Origin of the sequence: Heyndrickxia oleronia, from assembly GCF_017809215.1 — a bacterium.
Taxonomy (GTDB): Bacteria; Bacillota; Bacilli; order Bacillales; family Bacillaceae_C; genus Heyndrickxia; species Heyndrickxia oleronia.
In genome coordinates this window covers 419,347-438,214 of the sequence record NZ_CP065424.1, presented here as the reverse complement: position 1 = coordinate 438,214, position 18,868 = coordinate 419,347, and the positions used below count along the sequence as shown (strand labels likewise).

Sequence of the window (18,868 nt, the reverse complement as noted above, 5' to 3'; positions counted from 1 at the left end):
AGGTATATTAATATAATACATTGAAATTCAATTTCGTCTGTAAAATAAAGGGATTTTTGGAGGTGTTTAGTTGGAAAAATCTAGCATATCTCTTAAATATGACTTTAAAGTAGAACCTATTAGAATAAATAAGGTTTTAAGAGTATTAAGTGAGGATCATAATTTGCTTGATCTTATTAAAGCAAGAGATATTTGGGATCAGACAGATAAAGGTGATGGGATAATTACTGCTGTAATAGATAGCGGAATTGAAAACCATCGAGACTTGGCCGGCAACGTAATTGGCGGTTACAATTTTACCGAAGATGACGGAAGTGACCCATATCATTTCCAAGACTATATCGGTCATGGGACTCATGTCGCTGGAATAATAGCTGCTTCACCGGAGCGAGATAATGGAGTTGTTGGAGTAGCTCCAAGGAGTAAATTACTTATACTGAAAGTAATAAATAAAAACGGAGTTGGTAATTTTTCACATTTAATCCAAGCAATAGATCACGCAATGAATTGGGTTGGTCCTAGAGGTCAAAAAGTAAGCATTATAAATATGTCTCTTGGTGGAAGTGAATACAACGAAGAATTACATCGAATAATAAAAAGGGCAAGAAAGCAGGGTATAGTTTTAGTGGCAGCCGCAGGTAATGAGGGTGACGGAAAAGGTGAAACTGTTGAGTTATCATATCCTGGTTTTTATAAAGAAGTTATTCAAGTAGGATCTATTTCTAAATATAATATTCCATCTAGCTTTTCAAATTCTAATGTGAACTTAGACATCGTAGGGCCAGGTGAGGACATATTGTCAACGCACTTAAATAATAACTATGCTGAATTAACTGGAACATCAATGGCGGCACCATTTGTCGCAGGGGCAGCGGCATTAATTATTAAAAAAATGAAAGATATAGATACTAGCCTCATTCCCATGTATGTATATCATTACCTGTTAATAAACGCTCTAAATCTACCTGACTATCCACTGAAACAAGTGGGGAACGGTTTTTTACAATTAAGTTAAATGTTTCATGCAAACAATGCTTTTTCAGGTTGTTTGTATTTTTTTACATATATGGTTTACAACACTAAATGTATATGATACTATACATTTAGTAATGTATAGTATCATATACATTTTATGAGGTGAAAAAATGTGAAAAAGCCTATTGTTTATAACAATGTTAAAAAATTCAGGTTGTTAAATGACATGACACAACAAGACCTAGCAGATAAAGCAGATGTTCACCGTCAAACCATAATCTCAATTGAAAATAAAAGCTATGCGCCTTCTATTGTTGTAGCATATGCGATTAGTATTGCTGTTGGAAAAGATATTAAAGAAGTTTTTTATATTGATGAAGGGAGTGATTCTTAATGGGTGGTACATTAAAAATGCCGAAATTTCTAAAGTTGATTATAGAGTTAGCGTTTATTTTGTTGTTTGCGTTTTTGGCAATTAAGCATTTTAGTGATGGATCTACCTTTAATGGAATTGTTTTTTCTGGTGGCGTTATAGTTGCTGTAGTATTGCTTATAAAGGAGATTATTACTGTAACTAAGAGCAAAAAATTGTTTGAAAAAGAAGTCATTATGGACGGTTTCCTTTTAGGGAGATTAAAAACATCATTAAGTATTTCTTATCTATACCTAGTTATCTTTCTAAGTGTTACTATTTTTACTGATAATAGCTTGGAGTCGTTTAGAGATTCTGTTAGTTTTGCTTTTTTTTCAAGTTTGGTTGTATTTATGTTTGCTCAATTGGTTCAATTTTTTTTCAATTATAGTAGAGAATAAGTTTATAAATTTATCTTAAATTCCACTTTATTGTATAAGAGTTGAAAAACTCTAATATATTATAAGGTGGTTTTAAAAAATGGGTAATATTGTTAATTTATCTATTTCAGAGAAAGCAAAAGTTACAAAACGGATCGATGAGCGTTTGAATGGTAAACTCGGTCTAAATTTAAATTTATTTAACGAGATTACAAACTTTTCAGATGACCTTTTTGCGGTTGAAGTAGATTTAGGTTTCGAAGAGGAAGAGGGTAAGATAATAGGTACGCAATATACTCAAACCGTTTCACAGAATGGTAATTCATTTGAATTGAAATATACAGAAGCTTATAACGTTTGGGCGTACCAACTCAATAAATTTGAAACAGATCAACAAATCATTAAACGAGAATATGAAAAGTTCAAAAATTCCAGGGACTATAATACTGTAATGGAATTTCTTGAAGAAGGTGGATACGATCTGTCAGCAGATAGCCACAAAGTAATGAATGTAGAACAGTATTCTTTTGATGAAGAAACTCAAGAGTCTACTCAGAACTTTTTACAAGGACTGTCAATAGAAATTAAAGAAAAAGATGAAGTCGTTGGATTATTAGTTTTTAATGAAAATACTCTCATTCAGTTTAATGGTCAAGAGGGAGCTGTGACTTTCAATGAAGGTACACCAATTGTTGTCCCATTAGCCGGAAGTAAATGGAAAAAATGCATGGCGAAATGTATTGGGTGTGGTACTTGGGCGTCCTGTACTAGTACCTCTTCGTGTTTACTCCTATGTGGAGGTTGTGCGAACCCACTTTTTTGCGCTTTTTGTGCAGTTTGTGCAGTTGCAAAAGTTGGATGTCTGTGGGATTGCCGTATGTGTGTCGAAGTTGCAGCAAGACCGGAAGAATGCCCAGTTTAATTGCAATACAAAATTAAAACAAGGTTAATAGCCTTGTCAGGCTGCCGAGAAACCTCGGCAGCCTGTATTTTATCTAAACATTAACTTTCCACCGCGTTAATTTGTAAAAAGCGACATAGATTGAAGGTGAAAAAGTGCAACAAATCTAATGACAGGGCAGATCATTTGCATATTATTTGTGTTTTTTGGATGCAAAAATTAAGAAAAAGGAGTAGGCATGGTTCTACTCCTTTTTCTTACCTGAGGGAATGAATAGTTCAAGCATTTTTCACAAAACAAAAACTTTGTATCCAGTTTATAAAAAAACTTATAAATATACCAAATGTACGTAGAAACTTTCTGTTTTGGGTAGCCACTAGCTAATACTTCACTATGTCTATGGCCATAGTATCGTGAACGGCATAATTCTAAGATCACTCTTGCATCTCCTTTAACGCAAATTAATAATGATTCTTGTTTTGCTTTCCTTCCATCGAATATGTTTTCGATTTTGAACTATATGTTCTCTTATCTATTTAATTTTTCCTATTAGGGGTAGCGTCAGGAAAATGCGGTTCCTGAGGCTACCCCCTATTATCATATTCCACCTCAAATTGTCCAAAAAATAAAAATAAGCTCTTACAGACATCATATCCGAAGAGGTTATTTTTAATCAAACTTTATTATAAATGATCAATATTTATTTTAAATAATCGAACTTTGTTTTAAATGATCAATCTTTTTTATAAAACTACAATCACTGAATCTTTATTAGCTGTAAAAGCAGTCAGTAGGACTTTCATAAACTAAACGAAAACAGCCTATGATTAAAATAATTTTTCGCCAACTATTTGCTCCTTTGATATCGTACCAATGCTCGGATCACGGCTATCAAGGCTTTCACCTGGGGTCCGATTGTCACCCATTATAAAATAACTGTCAGTGCCGACGACCACTTCATCGATATCCATCGACTGACCGATTATGTATGGCTCATCCAATACTTGCTGATTAATATACACAATACCATCTTTAATTCGAACATGATCATTTGGGAGACCAATCACTCTTTTGACAATGTCAAACCCCTCTGGGTCTTTTAATACAATTATATCTCCTCTTTCTGGAGTAAAGAAAAGCTTACTTACAACAACTATATCCCGATCCTGAATCGTAGGATTCATCGAATCCCCACTGACAATTTTTATACCAATCGTATAATGTATAGCTCCATATAATATTACGATTATAAGTACAAATCGTATCCAGCTAATCCACTCTCTTTTCACAGTTCGAGGAACATCCTTTATATCAATTTCAGAATGAAGTATTTTTTCATTACTCATTAAACAGGCCTCCAGCTCTATTTTTGCTCTACATCCTCGCTTTCATTTGCACCATTTTCCTCCTGATTGGTTTCTCCCTCGGATTTATCTTTTTCATCTTTTTCCGCTTCTTTATTTTCATCGGGCTCTTTTGGAGACATCTCCTCTTTTTTCGGTATTGTTTTCTCCATCTCATTGATTGCTTCATTCATAATGAATAGTAGTTTTTCACTCATTTGCTGTTTTTCTGCTTCATTATCAATATGCAAGTTAGCAATGAGGTGGTCAGTATACTCTTTTAGCTCATTGATACGATTCATTCTTTCTTGTTCCGTAAATGAGATAAGATCATCCTCGGATCGCTTTAATTCTAGTTGCAATTCTTCTTTTAACCGCATCTTCTGCCTATCTTTTTCTGTCATAATAGCCTGTTCAATCGTGAGAATCGATTCGCTCCCTTTATTGTCAAACCATCTGGATAATAAACCATGAATGTCTTGATCAGCATAAACAAAACCAATGCTACTACCTATTGTTATACTTAAAAAAAGAATTCCAACTAGAAGCCTATATTTATTATGCTTCCTTTGTTTTAGGCTACTTCCCTTTTTACTATCCATTTACTTCCCTCCACTTCAATCAAATCAGAGCTCCAAAATGGAACTCTGATCACATGTCCCCCCACTATTATTTTCCTTATATTAGAATATTGATTTAAATTCCACTAATCACTGAATCTAATTCATTTTTAGCTATTTGCTCAAGTTCTGTAGCTTTTGCGGCAATGATTTGTTTTTGCTGAGATAATAATTCATCTGCTTTTTGATTAATTAGCCCTCTTAACTCCACAATTTTGGCATCTATTGCTGCCTTTATCTCTGTTGTAGAAGCTTCTGTTTGATAGTCAAGCTGCTTTTGTATTTCCAGCTTTGCCAAATCAATGGCCTCTCTTAATTCATTAACTGCTTTATCCTTTGAAGCTGTTAACTGTGTCGTCATATCAGTGAGCGCCTTCTTGCCTTCCGCATCTGTATATTTTCCTAAATCGCTTGTTGCTAGAGCATATGCTCTGTCTCCTGCACTATTAATCTCCGTCTGAGCATCAGATACGATGCCGTCAAAAGCAGCGCCCATTTCGTTGAGGATTTTTTCCTTTTGATTATTTAAATTCCTAATATGGCTATTCTTTGCATTCTTGATGGCATCATCAGCCATTGATGTTTGCATATCCTTTGCATCAGAAATTTGCTCACCTTTTTCATCCTTTAGATTGTTATATTCTTCTTTTAGCCCCGGTGCTTTTGATTTTGCATATGCCTTTGTATCATCTGCAATAACCTTTGCTGATTTATCAAATTGTGCCTTATACCAAGCTTGCAATCTTGCACCTGCATCTGTATTAGCAAATACAGCACCTATTCCTGATAATAGTCCTAATGCAATGACTCCGGTAACAATTTTCCCTTTAACTGATTTCATCCACTCATTAGCTCCCTTTTTAAAAAGTAGGATTAGACTTACTCCTTTGTTAAGTCAGTTAATATATCTGTTAGGTCCTTTACGATTTGCTCGCTTTCAAATTGTTTCTTTTGTTCCGTATAAACTATTATTCTATCTAGTTGTTGATATTTAGCTTCTTCGGAAAATAACTGAACTTGGCTAAGACGGTTTCTTTGATACAATGTTATATTATTTAGTACATCAACTAGGCTATTGGATTCATAATCACCTATTTCCTTCTCTGATTTTGAATTTACTGCTTTTATATCTTTTTTGAATTGTTCTAAGGAGGTTTCTATTTCATTTGTTGGAGTCTCGCTAGTAGTTACTTGTAAGTTGGAGTTAGATCCTTTTAAATAGTTGCCGCTCGGATCCAATAATGCATAGGTTGTCCCAGCACTGATGAGTGAAAAGATGATAAAAAGTATGACCATTGTCCGTTTAATTATTTACCGCCCCCTTCTTTTACTTTGAGTATACGTTTTTTAGCTTCTAGCGCCTGCCCCTCAGGATCAATGAACTCCCCTAAAATGAAGGTAAAGTTTGGTTTTCAGACTACCAAGGCACCTACGCTTTTTATTGCCATGTCCATTATTAAGAACATTTGATATAATTATATTTTTTATCTCTACTTAAAGAAACAGTACGAAACACCTAATTTTACTAAATTTTCAATTAAATGATAGGTATTTTGGTTTATTTTCACTTAGTCTCATCATTTCTATATGACTCAATACTCTTCTACTAAAAAATACATAGAAAAGGGATATCTTGTTTCGTTCTTTACAAGGAACAGGAGATAATCACCTAGGCACGGTAACCTAAGGGAGGGGTTGGTTACTGGGATGGACGATTTTGCGGGAGCTTGGTAACCTAAGAGAGCGGTTGATTACCGGGATGGAGTAAAGTGCGGGGACTCGGTTACCTTAGAGAACGTTTGGTTACCGGGATGGACGATTTTACGGGCGTTCGGTAATCAAAGAGAGGGATTGATTACCGGGATGGAGTAAAGTGCGGGGACTCGGTTACCTTAGAGAACGTTTGGTTACCGGGATGGACGAATTTGCGGGCGCTCGGTACTCAAAGAGAACGGTTGATTACCGGGATGGAGTAAAGTGCAGGGACTCGGTAACCTAAGACAACGGTTGATTACCGAGATGGACGAATTTGCGGGCGTTCGGTAATCAAAGAGAGCGTTTGGTTACCGGGATGGAGAAAAGTGCGAGGGCTCGGTAACCTAAGACAACGGTTGATTACCGAGATGGACGAATTTGCTGGGGCTCGGTAAACAAAGAGAGGGATTGATTACCGGGATGGAGTAAAGTGCGGGGACTCGGTTACCTTAGAGAACGTTTGGTTACCGAGATGGACGAATTTGCAGGCGTTCGGTAAACAAAGAGAACGGTTGATTATCGGGATGGAGTAAAGTGTAGGGGCTCGGTAACCTAAAAGAGTGTCTGAATGCCGTGAAGGTAGAAAATACCGATACATATAGCTATCCCCCCCTTTCATTTCACTAGAAAAGAACTGAAAACCCCATTGACCGCTCTGAATCCTTTATTGGGTGTAAAGCAAAACTTGCAGTTGGGCTTTAACAAAAGCATCAAAATTGTGTAAACAGCCTTTCAAAAAAAGAGTGTCTGAAAAGTAATATTTCAGACACTCCATTTACTTAGAATCTACTTTTATTTTAATCATTTTTACTAAAAATACAGTTTTAAAAAAATTATCCCCAAATACTCTTTTAGTGAAGCTCTTTTCTAATTCTACATTGCTAGGAATTCCTACCACCAAGTTTTATTCTATTGTTAACTTTTATATTATGAAATATATGAATAGAAAAAGTTTTTGTAATAAACCATTAAGCTTCTATAAAATAGTCTTTTAGCCTTGATCTTAGTTCACGTTTCAGAAACTTTCCTACGGATGTCTTTGGAATATCATCCATAAAAATAATTTCATCGGGCAACCACCATTTAGCGAATTGTGGTGCAATAAAATCAAGTAATTCCTGTTTATTCACCTTTTCCTTGAAGGCATCCTTCAAAACAATACATGCAACAGGACGCTCCTGCCATCGCGGGTGGGGAACTCCAACAACCGTTGCCTCAAATACAGCCTCATGTGCCATTAATGCATTTTCTAAATCAACAGACGATATCCATTCCCCACCACTCTTCACTAAATCCTTCGTTCGATCAACAAGTTTAATATTTCCCTCTTCATCCACGGTTGCTACGTCACCGGTATAGAGCCATCCATCCTTAAACGCTTCACTCGTACGATCATCCTTATAATATTCATTTGCAATCCAAGGGCCCCTAATAAGTAGTTCTCCCATTTCTTTTCCATTCCATTGAACCTCATTGTCACCTGCAATGACTTTCATATCTAATCCAGGTACTAGTAAGCCTTGTTTAGAGCGAATGGTTAATATCTCCTCTTGCTCTAGGTCCTTTTGATAGCTTTTTAATGTTGAAATGGTCGCAAGTGGTGTTGTTTCGGTCATCCCATAGGCATGTAGGAAAGGGATATTATATTTTTGCTCAAATGCCTGGATCATCGCCTTTGGTGCAGCTGAGCCTCCACAAAGAACTCCTCTTAATGAAGATGTATCATAGTTTCCTTGCTCTAATTCCTTTAATAATCCTAACCAAATTGTAGGTACTCCTGCTGTCACCGTAACCTTTTCCTCTTGAATAAATTGGGCAAGCAGCTTAGGTGTGAACATTGGACCCGGGAATACTTGCTTTGCTCCAAACCATGTAGCCGCAAAAGGTAGACCCCAAGCATTTACATGAAACATAGGAACAACAGCCATTGATGTATCCTTTTCAGATAAGGCAGTTGTATCTGCTAATCCTAGTGCAAAGCTATGGAGAACAATGCCTCTATGAGAGTATACAACTCCCTTTGGGTTTCCCGTTGTTGCTGATGTATAGCACATTCCAGCAGGGTCATTTTCATCAATGTCTTGAATGAAGGAGTGTGTAGGGTCCCCCGCTTCTATTAGTCTTTCATATGAATAGACAGGCTCCAATGTAGTTGAAGGCAATTTGTCCTTATCTGTCATAATAATAAATGCTTTTACGGTTTTCAGATGATCTTTTACTGCTTCAACAAGTGGCAAGATATCTTCGTCAACAAATAGTACTTGATCCTCTGCATGGTTAATAATATAAGAAATATGTTCTGGAGATAATCGAAGATTAATGGTGTGTAAAACGGCTCCTATTCCTGGAGCAGCAAAGTATATTTCAAGATGGCGATGGTGATTCCAAGCTAATGTTCCTACTCTATCCCCTTTTTGAATACCAAGTCTTTCTAGTGCACATGCAAGCTTACGTGTTCTTTGTCCGATTTCCTTGTACGTAAAACGGCTTATTCCAGACAATGTTCTTGAAACGATTTCCTTTTTCGGAAAGAACTTTTCAGCCCTTTCTAATAAAGAACCAACTGTTAATGGTACCTGCATCATGACACATATCCCCTTTATCTATGATAAATTTTTTAAATCACCTATTTGATTCTCTGTATCATTCCTTAGGGTGTCAAAATTTCTTAATCTTTCTCTCAATAGAAACTTTTGTATCTTACCACTTGCATTTCTAGGTAACATATCACAGAAGATATATGTCCTCGGGCGCTTATAATTGGCAAGATGCTCACTGTTCTTACACCATTCATCTAGTTCCATTTCTGTTACTGCTGGATCCTTTTTTACCACGAAAGCGATAACCCTTTCACCCCAATGCTCATCTGGCTGGCCAATTACTGCTATATCTAACACGCCTTTGTGTTCATAAAGAACATCCTCAATTTCTCTTGGAAAAATGTTCTCTCCTCCACTAATAATCATGTCATCCACACGGTCCTTTACCCAAAGATAACCATCCTCATCGATATAACCGATATCTCCTGAATGGTACCAGCCTTTATACATCACCCTCTCTGTTGCTTCCTCGTTTTCAAAATAGCCACTCATCATACAAGGACCTTGGACAATAATTTCTCCTTCTTCCCCAATCGGAACGAGATCATCCGGGTCTGAAGGACCATCTTCGCGTGTCCTAGCAATCCGGATTTCATGATTTAAACAGGCTTGACCTGCAGATCCAGCTTTTATCATTTGGTCATCTTCTAAAAGAAAGGATATAGCAGGACCCATTTCTGTCATCCCATATGCTTGAACAAGAGCAATACCTAACTGTTGCTGGCAAGCACGGACTAAGGCTGGAGCCATTGGTGCCGCACCATACAGACCAAGTACTAAGCTGTCAAGATTATATGATTCCAAGTCTTCCTGTAGGAGCATATTCCACATTGTTGGTGCAGCAAAGAATTTCGTGATTCTTTCCTGCTCAATTAATGATAGAATTTGCTTTGCGTTAAATTGGTGTAAAATCGTATTTTTAGCTCCAACATGAATTCGCGGTATTAGTGCACAATGTAACTCTGCACAATGAAACATTGGGGCAGTAACAAGTCCATGATCATTTGCATGGAGCTTCATCGCACTAATCACAATTAGGCTTTGTTCGATCACTTCACGATGACGATGTATAACTCCTTTCGGACGTCCAGTTGTACCACTCGTATACATAATGGCATAATCATCATTTTCTTCGATTGAAATTTCTTCTAGAACACTTGAAGCTTCTTGGATCTTATGTTGATAATTGGCTGCATAGGATGGTGTTTGATCATCAATAAACCAAAACGAAATTTGTGGATAGCGCTGTTCGATTGAGGAAATTGTAGATGCTAGCATCTGTTCAAAAAGGACAACTTTAGGCTTTGCATCATCTAAAATATACGCGAGCTCCTCCGACATTAATCTGAAATTTATCGGATTCAAAATCGCTCCGATTTTAGCACAAGCAAAAATAGCAGTTGCTAATTCCTCATTATTAAACAGATAGGTAGAGACTCGATCTCCTTTACGGACTCCTTCCCCTTTAAGAGCATTTGCTAAACGGTTCACCTGTTCCTCCCATTCTTTATAAGTAAATCTCCTATTTCGTCTAACATCATATATTGCTTCCTTATTAGGAAACTTTTTAACCGTTAAATCGAATAGTTTACCAATTGTTGTGGACATATACGAACCCCCAGCCTAAATGAATTTTTCATTTCAATTAAATTACCCTAGCCTTTCAATAATGGTTGCATTTGCCATTCCATAACCTTCACACATCGTCTGTAAACCATAACGCCCACCTGTTCTTTCAAGCTCATGCATCATTGTTACCATTAGCCTTGCCCCACTTGCACCTAAAGGATGGCCAAGAGCGATTGCTCCTCCATTTGGATTAAGTTTCTTGGGATCAGCACCCGTTTCCTTTAACCAGGCTAATGGAATAGGGGCAAATGCTTCATTCACCTCAAAAACATCAATCTCTTCAATTGTAAGTCCCGCCTTTTTTAACACTTTTTCTGTGGCAGGAATCGGTCCCGTTAGCATAAGTGTCGGGTCAGATCCAACGACAACACGGGTATGAACTTTAAACCGAGGGACCATTCCGAGATCTTCAGCCTTTTCTCTGGACATTAGTAGGAGTGCTGCTGCACCATCACTTATTTGACTTGCATTTCCTGCATGGATGATGCCATCTTCTTTAAAGGAGGCTTTTAAAGAATTTAATGCCTCGATCGATGTTTCCTTTCTCGGACCTGAATCACTATATATCTTTGTATCACCATTGCTAATTGGGATGATCTCCCGTTGAAAATATCCTTCTGCTTGAGCCTTTAAAGCCTTTTGGTGACTCTCATACGAAAAGCGGTCCAATTCCTCTCTTGTGAATTGATAGTTTTCAGCAATTCGCTCTGCAGACAATCCTTGGTGAATCATTTCATAACGATCGGTTAATCTTGCACTAAAATTAGCCCCTTGGAAATTTGAAGCAATTGGAACTCTCGACATGCTTTCGACACCGCCTGCAACCACTATATCCATATCCCCTGATAGAATAGCTTGTGCTGCAAAATGAACCGCCTGTTGACTCGAACCGCACTGACGATCAATCGTTGTACCAGGTACGTCTATTGGATAACCTGCAATTAATGCTGCCACCCTCGCAATGTCACCTGCCTGTTCACCTGATTGCGTGACACAACCTAAAATTACATCATCTATCATCCCAGGGTCGATACCGGTACGTTCGACAAGAGCTTTCAGGACGTCTGCCGCTAAATCATCTGGTCGTATATTTTTCAAATCACCATTTTTTCTTCCGATCGGGGTTCGTAGTCCTTCAACAATGACAACTTCTTTCATCTTCATCTTCCTTTCCATTGACTAACTACAATCCTAGTTTTTTAGCAATAATCGCTTTCATTATTTCATTTGTTCCAGCATAAATACTAGCAACTGGAATATCACGATATCTCCTTGCAATCTCATATTCTTCCATATAGCCATATCCTCCATGTAATTGCATACATTGGGTAGCTATATTTCTAGCCATTTCCGTCAACTTCCATTTCGCCATTGAAACTTTTGTAACGACGTCTACACCTTCAATATGTTCAGCTATTAATTGATCTAAAAAGGTTCTCCCCATTTCAATATCAGTAGCCATTTCGACAAGCTTAAACTGGTTATGTTGGAACTGGCCAATCGACTTTCCAAATGCCTTACGAGATTTTACATAATCAATGGTTAATTCCAGCATTCTCTCTGCCGAAACCTGTGCAGCAATTGCAACTATTAGTCGTTCCTGCTGCAGCTTTTCCATCATATACGTAAATCCTTCTCCTTCAATTCCAATCAAATTCTCCTTAGGAACTCGGCACTCTTCAAAGATTAACTCTGCCGTATCTTGAGAATGTAACCCTACTTTATTTAACTTTCTTCCTCTCGAAAAACCAGATGTTCCACGTTCAATAGCAAGCAAGCTTATCCCTTTATGTTTTGGAACAGCCTGCGGATTCGTTTTACATGCCACTATTACAAGATCTGCATGAATTCCATTCGTAATAAATGTTTTTTGCCCATTTACAATATAATGATCCCCTTCTAATCTTGCGGTTGTTTGGATATTAGCCAAATCTGAGCCTGCTCCTGGCTCTGTCATTGCAATAGCTGTAATCATTTCGCCTTTTGCACACAAAGGAAGCCATCGTTGCTTTTGTTCTTCTGTTCCATAAGTTGAAATGTACGGAATCACAATGTCACTATGTAATCCAATTCCAATAAGACTGGAGCCTACCCTTTCTAATTCCTCATTAATGATAACTGAAAATCCCCAATCAACCCCACTTCCTCCATAGGCTATGTCTATATCCGGACAAAGATATCCTTGCTCCCCCATTTTCAACCAGAAGGATCGTGGAATCATTTGATCTTCCTCCCACTTTTCATAAAAAGGAAGACATTCTTTTGCAAGAAATCTTTGCAATGTGCGACGAAATATTTTATGTTCCTCCTTAATATAAGGATGTTGCATGAGAAACAATCCCCCTTATACACGCTTTCCTCTATTGTAACTGATATCACAAATAATTATTAGAATATTTTGACTTAAAACAAAAAAATATTTTATACTCTATTAAAAAGTTGTATGATGAGTGTAAATCAAATATGTTAGAGGTGATGAATGATGTTACCTATCAAAAAGATAGAAAATGATTTGAAGGAACGAGCGAATAAAAAAGAAGCTTTCTAATAGAAGGACGCTTTCTTTTAGTTTGTTGCTTTTGTAAAAGCCCTACTGCCGGCTTTTACACCTAATAAAGATTCATCGGTTCTTATGAAGATTGCAGCTCTTTTCTCAGTGAATTGAAGGGTATTGAGGGTCTTCAACCTATATTTATTTGTTAAAACTTTAACTAAATAGAAACAATGGTTGAGAAAAGAGCCTAATGCAAAAATATATGAAAAATAATTTCAAGTTTTTCGGGTTACGCGCACCTCTTGTAAAAGAAGTTTTCAAAAACTTTATTTCATATTATTCAATTCAACAGAATGAATTAAAGGATTTAATTACTTATTTATGGGTAAAGGAAGAAAGAGAATATCAAATGATCGCCATATTGTTTTTAAATCACTATAAAAAATGGTTGAGAGAAAAGGTTTTAACTCTAATTCAATATTGTATTACCCATAAATCTTGGTGGGATTCTGTTGACTCAATTGCAACGAATGTTTTAGGACATTATATGAAAACATACCCACATCACATCCACCCAACAACAGAAAAGTGGTTGGAATCGAATAACATCTGGTTACAAAGAAGCATCTTACTATTTCAATTAAAATATAAAACTAACACTAATTTATCTATCCTTTTTAATAGCATTTTATTTTTAAAGGATTCTAAAGAATTCTTCATCCAAAAAGCGATTGGCTGGGCACTAAGGGAATATTCAAAAGTCGACTCTGAAAAGGTCATTCAGTTCGTTGAATCCACCGATCTTGCCCCTCTTAGTAAAAGAGAATCATTAAAATGGATTAAATCAAAAAATAATCTAAAGTAGATGGTTACTTTAGTAAACGCCTACCGCCGCCTTTTACATCAAAAATCTAGCTTTGTAGTCTACAGTTTTTTTCTAATTCGCAACAAAAAAGAGCCATTGAAAATGGGGGGGCACGATTGAAGACAAAAAAAGGTGTTTCACTTTTTCGGATTTTCTGGGTTATATTTTTAATCCTCATCGCTATTTTTTTCGTTTATCTTTATCGACTTCATATCGAAGGAACCTTAGGAAAGCATCTCCTTCAAATCAGTAATGAAATAGCTAAAATTTTCAAGAAAAATCCTATCCTCATTTGGTTGCTACTTAGCTATATAGTCATTTTCTATTTCGGTTATTTACTTGGAAAGAACCGGAAATAGTGAAGGATAATATTAACTCATTTCCCTTTTAACATTAATTACTTTGTCAGCGTTCATTAAATAGTCCTTTTTCCAGTTGATAATTAAGCATTTTATTACTATCATTAGATTATTGTCTAAAACTTTTCTACTTAACAATTTTGCGCATAATCTCAAAAAAGTCGCATATTTTTTGTAAAGACAAATTCAGCATCTAGAATGGGATGCCCATTGGCATTATCTATGTAAAAGGAATGATATGAATGACTGATTATACGAATATTTATAATAAATTAACTTCAATCATTGATGAGAGAAATATTAAAATAAATGAAATCCTAAAAAACCATACTTATACAAGACTAGGTGGCAAGGCCGATATTTTCTTAACACCATCTACTTATGAAGAAGTACAAGCGGTGGTCAAGTTTGCCAAGTTAGAAAACATCCCTTTTACCTTATTAGGGAATGGTTCCAATCTTATTGTAAAGGATGGCGGTATTCGAGGCATTGTCATCTTGCTTAAGAACTTCAATCGCATATCAACAAATGGAAATCAGCTTGTGGCACAAAGTGGGGCTGCCATTATTGATGCTTCTAGATATGCGTTAAAAGAGCATTTATCCGGATTAGAATTCGCATGTGGGATCCCAGGAACAGTCGGTGGAGCATTGTACATGAATGCAGGTGCCTATGGAGGAGAAATTAAAGATGTCCTCGATTACGCAATGGTTGTTGATAAAAATGGTGATGTCGTTAAGAGAACAGCAGCAGATTTGGAGCTAAGTTATCGTACAAGTAATATCCCAGAAAAGGGTGATATTGTTCTCGAAGCAGCATTTAATCTAAAACCTGGAAACTATGATGAAATTAAAGCGGTAATGGATGATCTTACATTCAAAAGAGAATCAAAACAACCATTAGAATATCCTTCCTGTGGCAGTGTATTTAAAAGACCGCCTGGTTACTTTGCAGGAAAGCTGATTCAAGATAGCGGGCTCCAAGGTACTCGATTGGGTGGAGCTGAAGTATCGACGAAGCACGCAGGATTCATTGTGAATAAAGATAATGCTACGGCAGAAGAGTATATTTCGTTAATCAAGCATGTTCAAAAAACAGTGTTGGAAAAGTTCAATGTTGCATTAGAAAGAGAAGTAAAGATTATTGGAGAAGATCTAGAAAAGAAATAATGAGTGAGGGGTTGTCTATTAGAGGGTCTAACCCTTGATAGACAACCCCTTTTTCAAGCTTCCTATCATATAGATATCGAATATAACTTGTAACATGAAAAAATGAAGAAATATGTTTTTTCCAAATCTATTCTTCTTTTGGTAGAAAAGGTTTTAAAAATATCCATAAATAAAAACACTCTAATGATAGAGTGTTTTTATTCGGCTCTTTTCTCAAACATTGTTGCTAATCTGTATTAAGTGTAAAAGCCGACAGTTGGGCTTTTACAAAAGCAACAAACTATACGAATACAGCCTTTATTTATTATTCAACTACGCGTCTAACGACACCTTTAAATGTTGATCTCCAGTAAGAATTACTCATAGAGTCAATTGATACCCCGTGTGAGCTGTTATCATTTAAGAAGGTTCCGTTCCCTAAATAAATTCCTACATGCCCATTTCTCTTATACGTATCAAAAAATACTAAGTCTCCACGTTTCATCTCTGAGGCACTAACTGCCCTACCTTGAACTACTAATGAATCAGTTGTTGTACCTGAAATAGGTCCTAAATTCACTCCCGCTTCGGCATATGCCCAACGTACGAATGATGAACAATCAAAAGAACGGTTTGCAATATCACTCGCAGAACGTCCACCACCCCAATTATATGGAGAACGCCCAACAATGGATGATCCAACACTAATAGCTGTTTCGATTCCACCAGAGCCTATATGAATAGTTACATTATTTGATTGAGGTGGTGCACTATAACTAGAATTATCGGAAGATGTAGTAACTCTTGCTTGTTCCTGTGCTGCTTTAGCAGCTTGTGCGGCTTGTGCAGCAGCAGCTCGTTCCTGCTCTGCAATTTTTGCTGCTTGCCCCTTTAACTCTCCAAGTTCATTTGAGGCAACTTTTTGTTCTTCCTTAATTTTTGCTAGAATACTATTTTTATCATTAATTTGATACTGTAATGCTACCTTCATATCTTCTAGTTCTTTTAAATCCTTCTCAACTTTTGCAAGTTTCTTTGAAAGATCTGCTTCAGCTTTTTCTAATGATTCCTTGTCTTTCTTCTGTTCATTTACTATATCCTGATCTGCATTGACAATCGTTGTTACCGCCATTGCCCGATCAATGAAATCTCCAAAGCTTTCTGCACCCAAAAGCACATCTAGATAGCTTGAACCACCATTCTCTTGCATTGCACGCGCACGTTTTTCTAGTAGTTCATTACGTTCTTCAATTCTCTTTTTTGTTTTTGCAATTTTTACTTTTAACTCTTCTGATTCTTGTTTCGTAGTAGCTATTTCTGCCTTTGTTTGTTTCATTTTTTCATTTGTATTTTCAACTTTTGCGTTAATTTCAGCAACTGTCGCTTTTAAACTCTTTTCATTCATTTGAAGTTCTGAAATTTCTTGTTGTTTATTATTAATTTTTTGATTTAAATTCTCGGCTGCAAACACGCTATGGGTAGTAAATAATCCGCTCGTCCCAATTACAGACGCTAAACTAAGTGAAAGTAATCTTCTCTTCATTTTCTATATTCCCCCGATTCATAGTCGATTCCTGTTGCATTCTGTAGATATATATTTAAGATCTTATCGTCTATTATTATGTAAAAATAAGAATTAACTGTCTTTTTCACAAAGGCTATTATAGCATCAAACTATGTTAAAATGGGGGTTTTTCATATTACAATTATATTTCAATTCTATTACTACAATATAATTCAATTAAATTAACTAAAAATGATCATGGAAAGTAAATTATTTATTATAGTAGAAAATAGGAAATTTGTCGAAAGTCGAATGAATAAATGACTACCCTAATGCTTGATATTTTTATAAGGCAATAGAAATGTAATGAGTCCAAGAATGATTGCAAAAAAACTAATAATCACTCCAATCAAATAACCCAGCCCAGACATAAACATATCTTCTCCTGGATAGGAAGGTTTAAGGGTAAAAAAACCATAAATACAATATAGTAAAAGAATAAAGTAAATAGAATGCCCTATAAAAAAGGCATACAATCGTTTTACCAATGGTTTTCTAAAGCATATCCTTATACAATTCCAAGAAATTACACTAATTACTGGTGATAGCACAATAAAAAAAGGGGTTGAAATAGGAAACAAGACTACTCCTAAAATTGTCATTCCAAGTAAAAGTATATTTATACCTAACAATGCACTACCAGCAGACCAAAAATAATTAAATACAAAATTTAGCTTTCCATCTATTCTTGTAAATTTCAGTCCAAAAAAGGCTAAAATAAGTGCAATAAACGATAAAGATGTTAAAGACATTCTCTCTCCTCCTAGTACATAGAATTTCTATGTACTTGTATAAAAAATTAGAGACCGTGAACGATCCCATAGTTAAAAGCTACTCTACTGATCGGATAGAAAAGTATTGTGGCAATCATACAAAGAATAATAAATATTGGATCTAGAAGTGGTGAATAAAACTCTTTGGGAATCATATTACTCAGTACAAGAATCATTAATAACAGATTTGGAATTAATGCTCGTATTACAATTTGACTAATACATTTTTTCCCTTTTGGACCATAAACTTTTCCAATAGTGAAGCCTAAGAAAAACCAGTAAACGGAATATAGTAAAAGAATATCTTGAGATATTCGCTCTAATACAATCCAAGCTTGATGAAGAACCGAAAAATGAAACATTTGATTCATTATTGTTAATAATATTCCGCCGATGAAAAAACACCAATTTAATAGAATGGCCATAGTTGTTTTATTTTGACCTTCTACTAGTAAATGATAGCTCTGTCCTAGTTCAGTTGGGTCACCTAAGTCACTTAAAATCGTATCATGAGCTTCTTTTTCACTTATTCCATAAAGCATTCTTTCCCGTATGCCTTCAGCAATATGTGATGAAATTTCACGACAAATCATATCTTTTTCGGGATGATTACCTAGTGATTGTTTCAGTTTTTCTAGATATACAGCTTTTTGATCTAACATTATAATTCACCTAACATTTTAGAAATAACTCCAACAAAACGATTCCATTCTTTTGACTTTTGTAGCAATACTACTTTCCCATCTCCTGTAATTCGGTAATATTTACGTGCAGGACCTTTTTCTTGCTCAACCCAATAAGAATCAATATATCCCTTTTCCTCTAATTTTTTCAATGCAGGATATAGGGTCCCTTCCTTTACATGCAGAGCCTCTTCGCTTCTACGTTCCATTTCTCTCGCTAATTGATATCCATACATATCTTGTTCATCCAATAAGTGAAGTAAAAGAAGAGAAGTGCTTCCTTTGACCAATTCTCGATTAAACAAATAATCACCTACCTAGAATTAAGATGTATATTCATTTTTACCATAATAAGAAAAACCTAGCA

Annotated in this window: 19 protein-coding genes; 7 read left to right on the top strand and 12 right to left on the bottom strand. The window is 36.0% G+C overall.

Translation table 11 applies throughout. From position 1 onward, the window contains the following. The first annotated feature begins 70 nt into the window (after positions 1-70). From I5818_RS02295 to I5818_RS02280, 4 genes are all read left to right on the top strand, one after another. On the top strand, positions 71-1,015 hold the full coding sequence (locus I5818_RS02295; RefSeq protein ID WP_244975360.1) for a S8 family peptidase: 945 nt from the start codon (positions 71-73) through the stop codon (positions 1,013-1,015). A gap of 132 nt (positions 1,016-1,147) precedes the next feature. Continuing rightward, positions 1,148-1,369, top strand: coding sequence for a helix-turn-helix transcriptional regulator (locus I5818_RS02290; RefSeq protein ID WP_071977202.1), 222 nt, complete (start codon positions 1,148-1,150; stop codon positions 1,367-1,369). After that, the gene (locus I5818_RS02285) at positions 1,369-1,788 is read left to right on the top strand and encodes a hypothetical protein (protein WP_071977203.1); all 420 of its coding nucleotides are present in this window, start codon (positions 1,369-1,371) and stop codon (positions 1,786-1,788) included. The genes I5818_RS02290 and I5818_RS02285 overlap by 1 nt, the downstream gene beginning before the upstream one ends. A 79-nt stretch (positions 1,789-1,867) precedes the next feature. After that, positions 1,868-2,689, top strand: coding sequence for a hypothetical protein (locus tag I5818_RS02280; protein WP_078109332.1), 822 nt, complete (start codon positions 1,868-1,870; stop codon positions 2,687-2,689). An 806-nt stretch (positions 2,690-3,495) separates the two neighbouring features. On the opposite strand, the gene lepB is transcribed toward I5818_RS02280, so the two are convergent. The 8 genes from lepB to I5818_RS02240 form a co-directional block, all read right to left on the bottom strand. After that, the gene (gene lepB / locus I5818_RS02275; protein ID WP_078109333.1) at positions 3,496-4,014 is read right to left on the bottom strand and encodes a signal peptidase I; all 519 of its coding nucleotides are present in this window, start codon (positions 4,012-4,014) and stop codon (positions 3,496-3,498) included. Positions 4,015-4,031: 17 nt separating this feature from the next. Next, positions 4,032-4,613, bottom strand: a complete 582-nt coding sequence (locus I5818_RS02270) for a hypothetical protein (RefSeq protein WP_078109334.1) — start codon at positions 4,611-4,613, stop codon at positions 4,032-4,034. A gap of 94 nt (positions 4,614-4,707) precedes the next feature. Further along, complete coding sequence (locus tag I5818_RS02265) at positions 4,708-5,472, bottom strand: hypothetical protein (RefSeq protein ID WP_078109335.1); 765 nt, start codon at positions 5,470-5,472, stop codon at positions 4,708-4,710. Between the two features lie 38 nt (positions 5,473-5,510). Next, positions 5,511-5,927 (bottom strand): hypothetical protein, encoded by a 417-nt coding sequence (locus tag I5818_RS02260; protein ID WP_071977208.1) that lies wholly within the window; start codon positions 5,925-5,927, stop codon positions 5,511-5,513. 1,427 nt (positions 5,928-7,354) lie between these two features. Then, positions 7,355-8,971: a long-chain fatty acid--CoA ligase gene (locus tag I5818_RS02255; RefSeq protein ID WP_078109336.1), complete on the bottom strand. Its 1,617-nt coding sequence runs from the start codon at positions 8,969-8,971 to the stop codon at positions 7,355-7,357. A gap of 18 nt (positions 8,972-8,989) precedes the next feature. Beyond that, positions 8,990-10,594, bottom strand: coding sequence for a fatty acid--CoA ligase (locus I5818_RS02250; RefSeq protein WP_078109337.1), 1,605 nt, complete (start codon positions 10,592-10,594; stop codon positions 8,990-8,992). Between the two features lie 42 nt (positions 10,595-10,636). Further along, positions 10,637-11,773 carry a thiolase family protein gene (locus I5818_RS02245; protein ID WP_058004041.1) on the bottom strand — a complete coding sequence of 379 codons (1,137 nt, stop codon included), beginning with the start codon at positions 11,771-11,773 and terminating at the stop codon, positions 10,637-10,639. 25 nt (positions 11,774-11,798) lie between these two features. Then, positions 11,799-12,944, bottom strand: a complete 1,146-nt coding sequence (locus tag I5818_RS02240) for an acyl-CoA dehydrogenase family protein (RefSeq protein WP_078109338.1) — start codon at positions 12,942-12,944, stop codon at positions 11,799-11,801. Between the two features lie 415 nt (positions 12,945-13,359). On the opposite strand from I5818_RS02240, the gene I5818_RS02235 reads away from it, so the two are divergent. From I5818_RS02235 to murB, 3 genes are all read left to right on the top strand, one after another. Next, positions 13,360-13,974 (top strand): DNA alkylation repair protein, encoded by a 615-nt coding sequence (locus tag I5818_RS02235; protein ID WP_209391846.1) that lies wholly within the window; start codon positions 13,360-13,362, stop codon positions 13,972-13,974. Positions 13,975-14,090: 116 nt separating this feature from the next. Next, the gene (locus I5818_RS02230) at positions 14,091-14,333 is read left to right on the top strand and encodes a hypothetical protein (RefSeq protein WP_078109195.1); all 243 of its coding nucleotides are present in this window, start codon (positions 14,091-14,093) and stop codon (positions 14,331-14,333) included. Positions 14,334-14,575: 242 nt separating this feature from the next. Continuing rightward, positions 14,576-15,502: a UDP-N-acetylmuramate dehydrogenase gene (gene murB / locus I5818_RS02225; protein ID WP_058004037.1), complete on the top strand. Its 927-nt coding sequence runs from the start codon at positions 14,576-14,578 to the stop codon at positions 15,500-15,502. 304 nt (positions 15,503-15,806) lie between these two features. Here murB and I5818_RS02220 read toward each other — a convergent pair whose 3' ends face one another. The 4 genes from I5818_RS02220 to I5818_RS02205 form a co-directional block, all read right to left on the bottom strand. Then, the gene (locus I5818_RS02220) at positions 15,807-17,024 is read right to left on the bottom strand and encodes a coiled-coil domain-containing protein (RefSeq protein ID WP_078109194.1); all 1,218 of its coding nucleotides are present in this window, start codon (positions 17,022-17,024) and stop codon (positions 15,807-15,809) included. 290 nt (positions 17,025-17,314) lie between these two features. Then, complete coding sequence (locus tag I5818_RS02215; protein ID WP_078109506.1) at positions 17,315-17,797, bottom strand: hypothetical protein; 483 nt, start codon at positions 17,795-17,797, stop codon at positions 17,315-17,317. Between the two features lie 47 nt (positions 17,798-17,844). Then, a complete protein-coding gene (locus I5818_RS02210) occupies positions 17,845-18,480 on the bottom strand; it encodes a permease prefix domain 1-containing protein (protein WP_078109507.1) in 636 nt (211 codons plus the stop codon). Beyond that, positions 18,480-18,806 (bottom strand): PadR family transcriptional regulator, encoded by a 327-nt coding sequence (locus tag I5818_RS02205; protein ID WP_058004033.1) that lies wholly within the window; start codon positions 18,804-18,806, stop codon positions 18,480-18,482. Before I5818_RS02205 ends, I5818_RS02210 begins: the two co-directional genes overlap by 1 nt. Between the last annotated feature and the right edge of the window lie 62 nt (positions 18,807-18,868).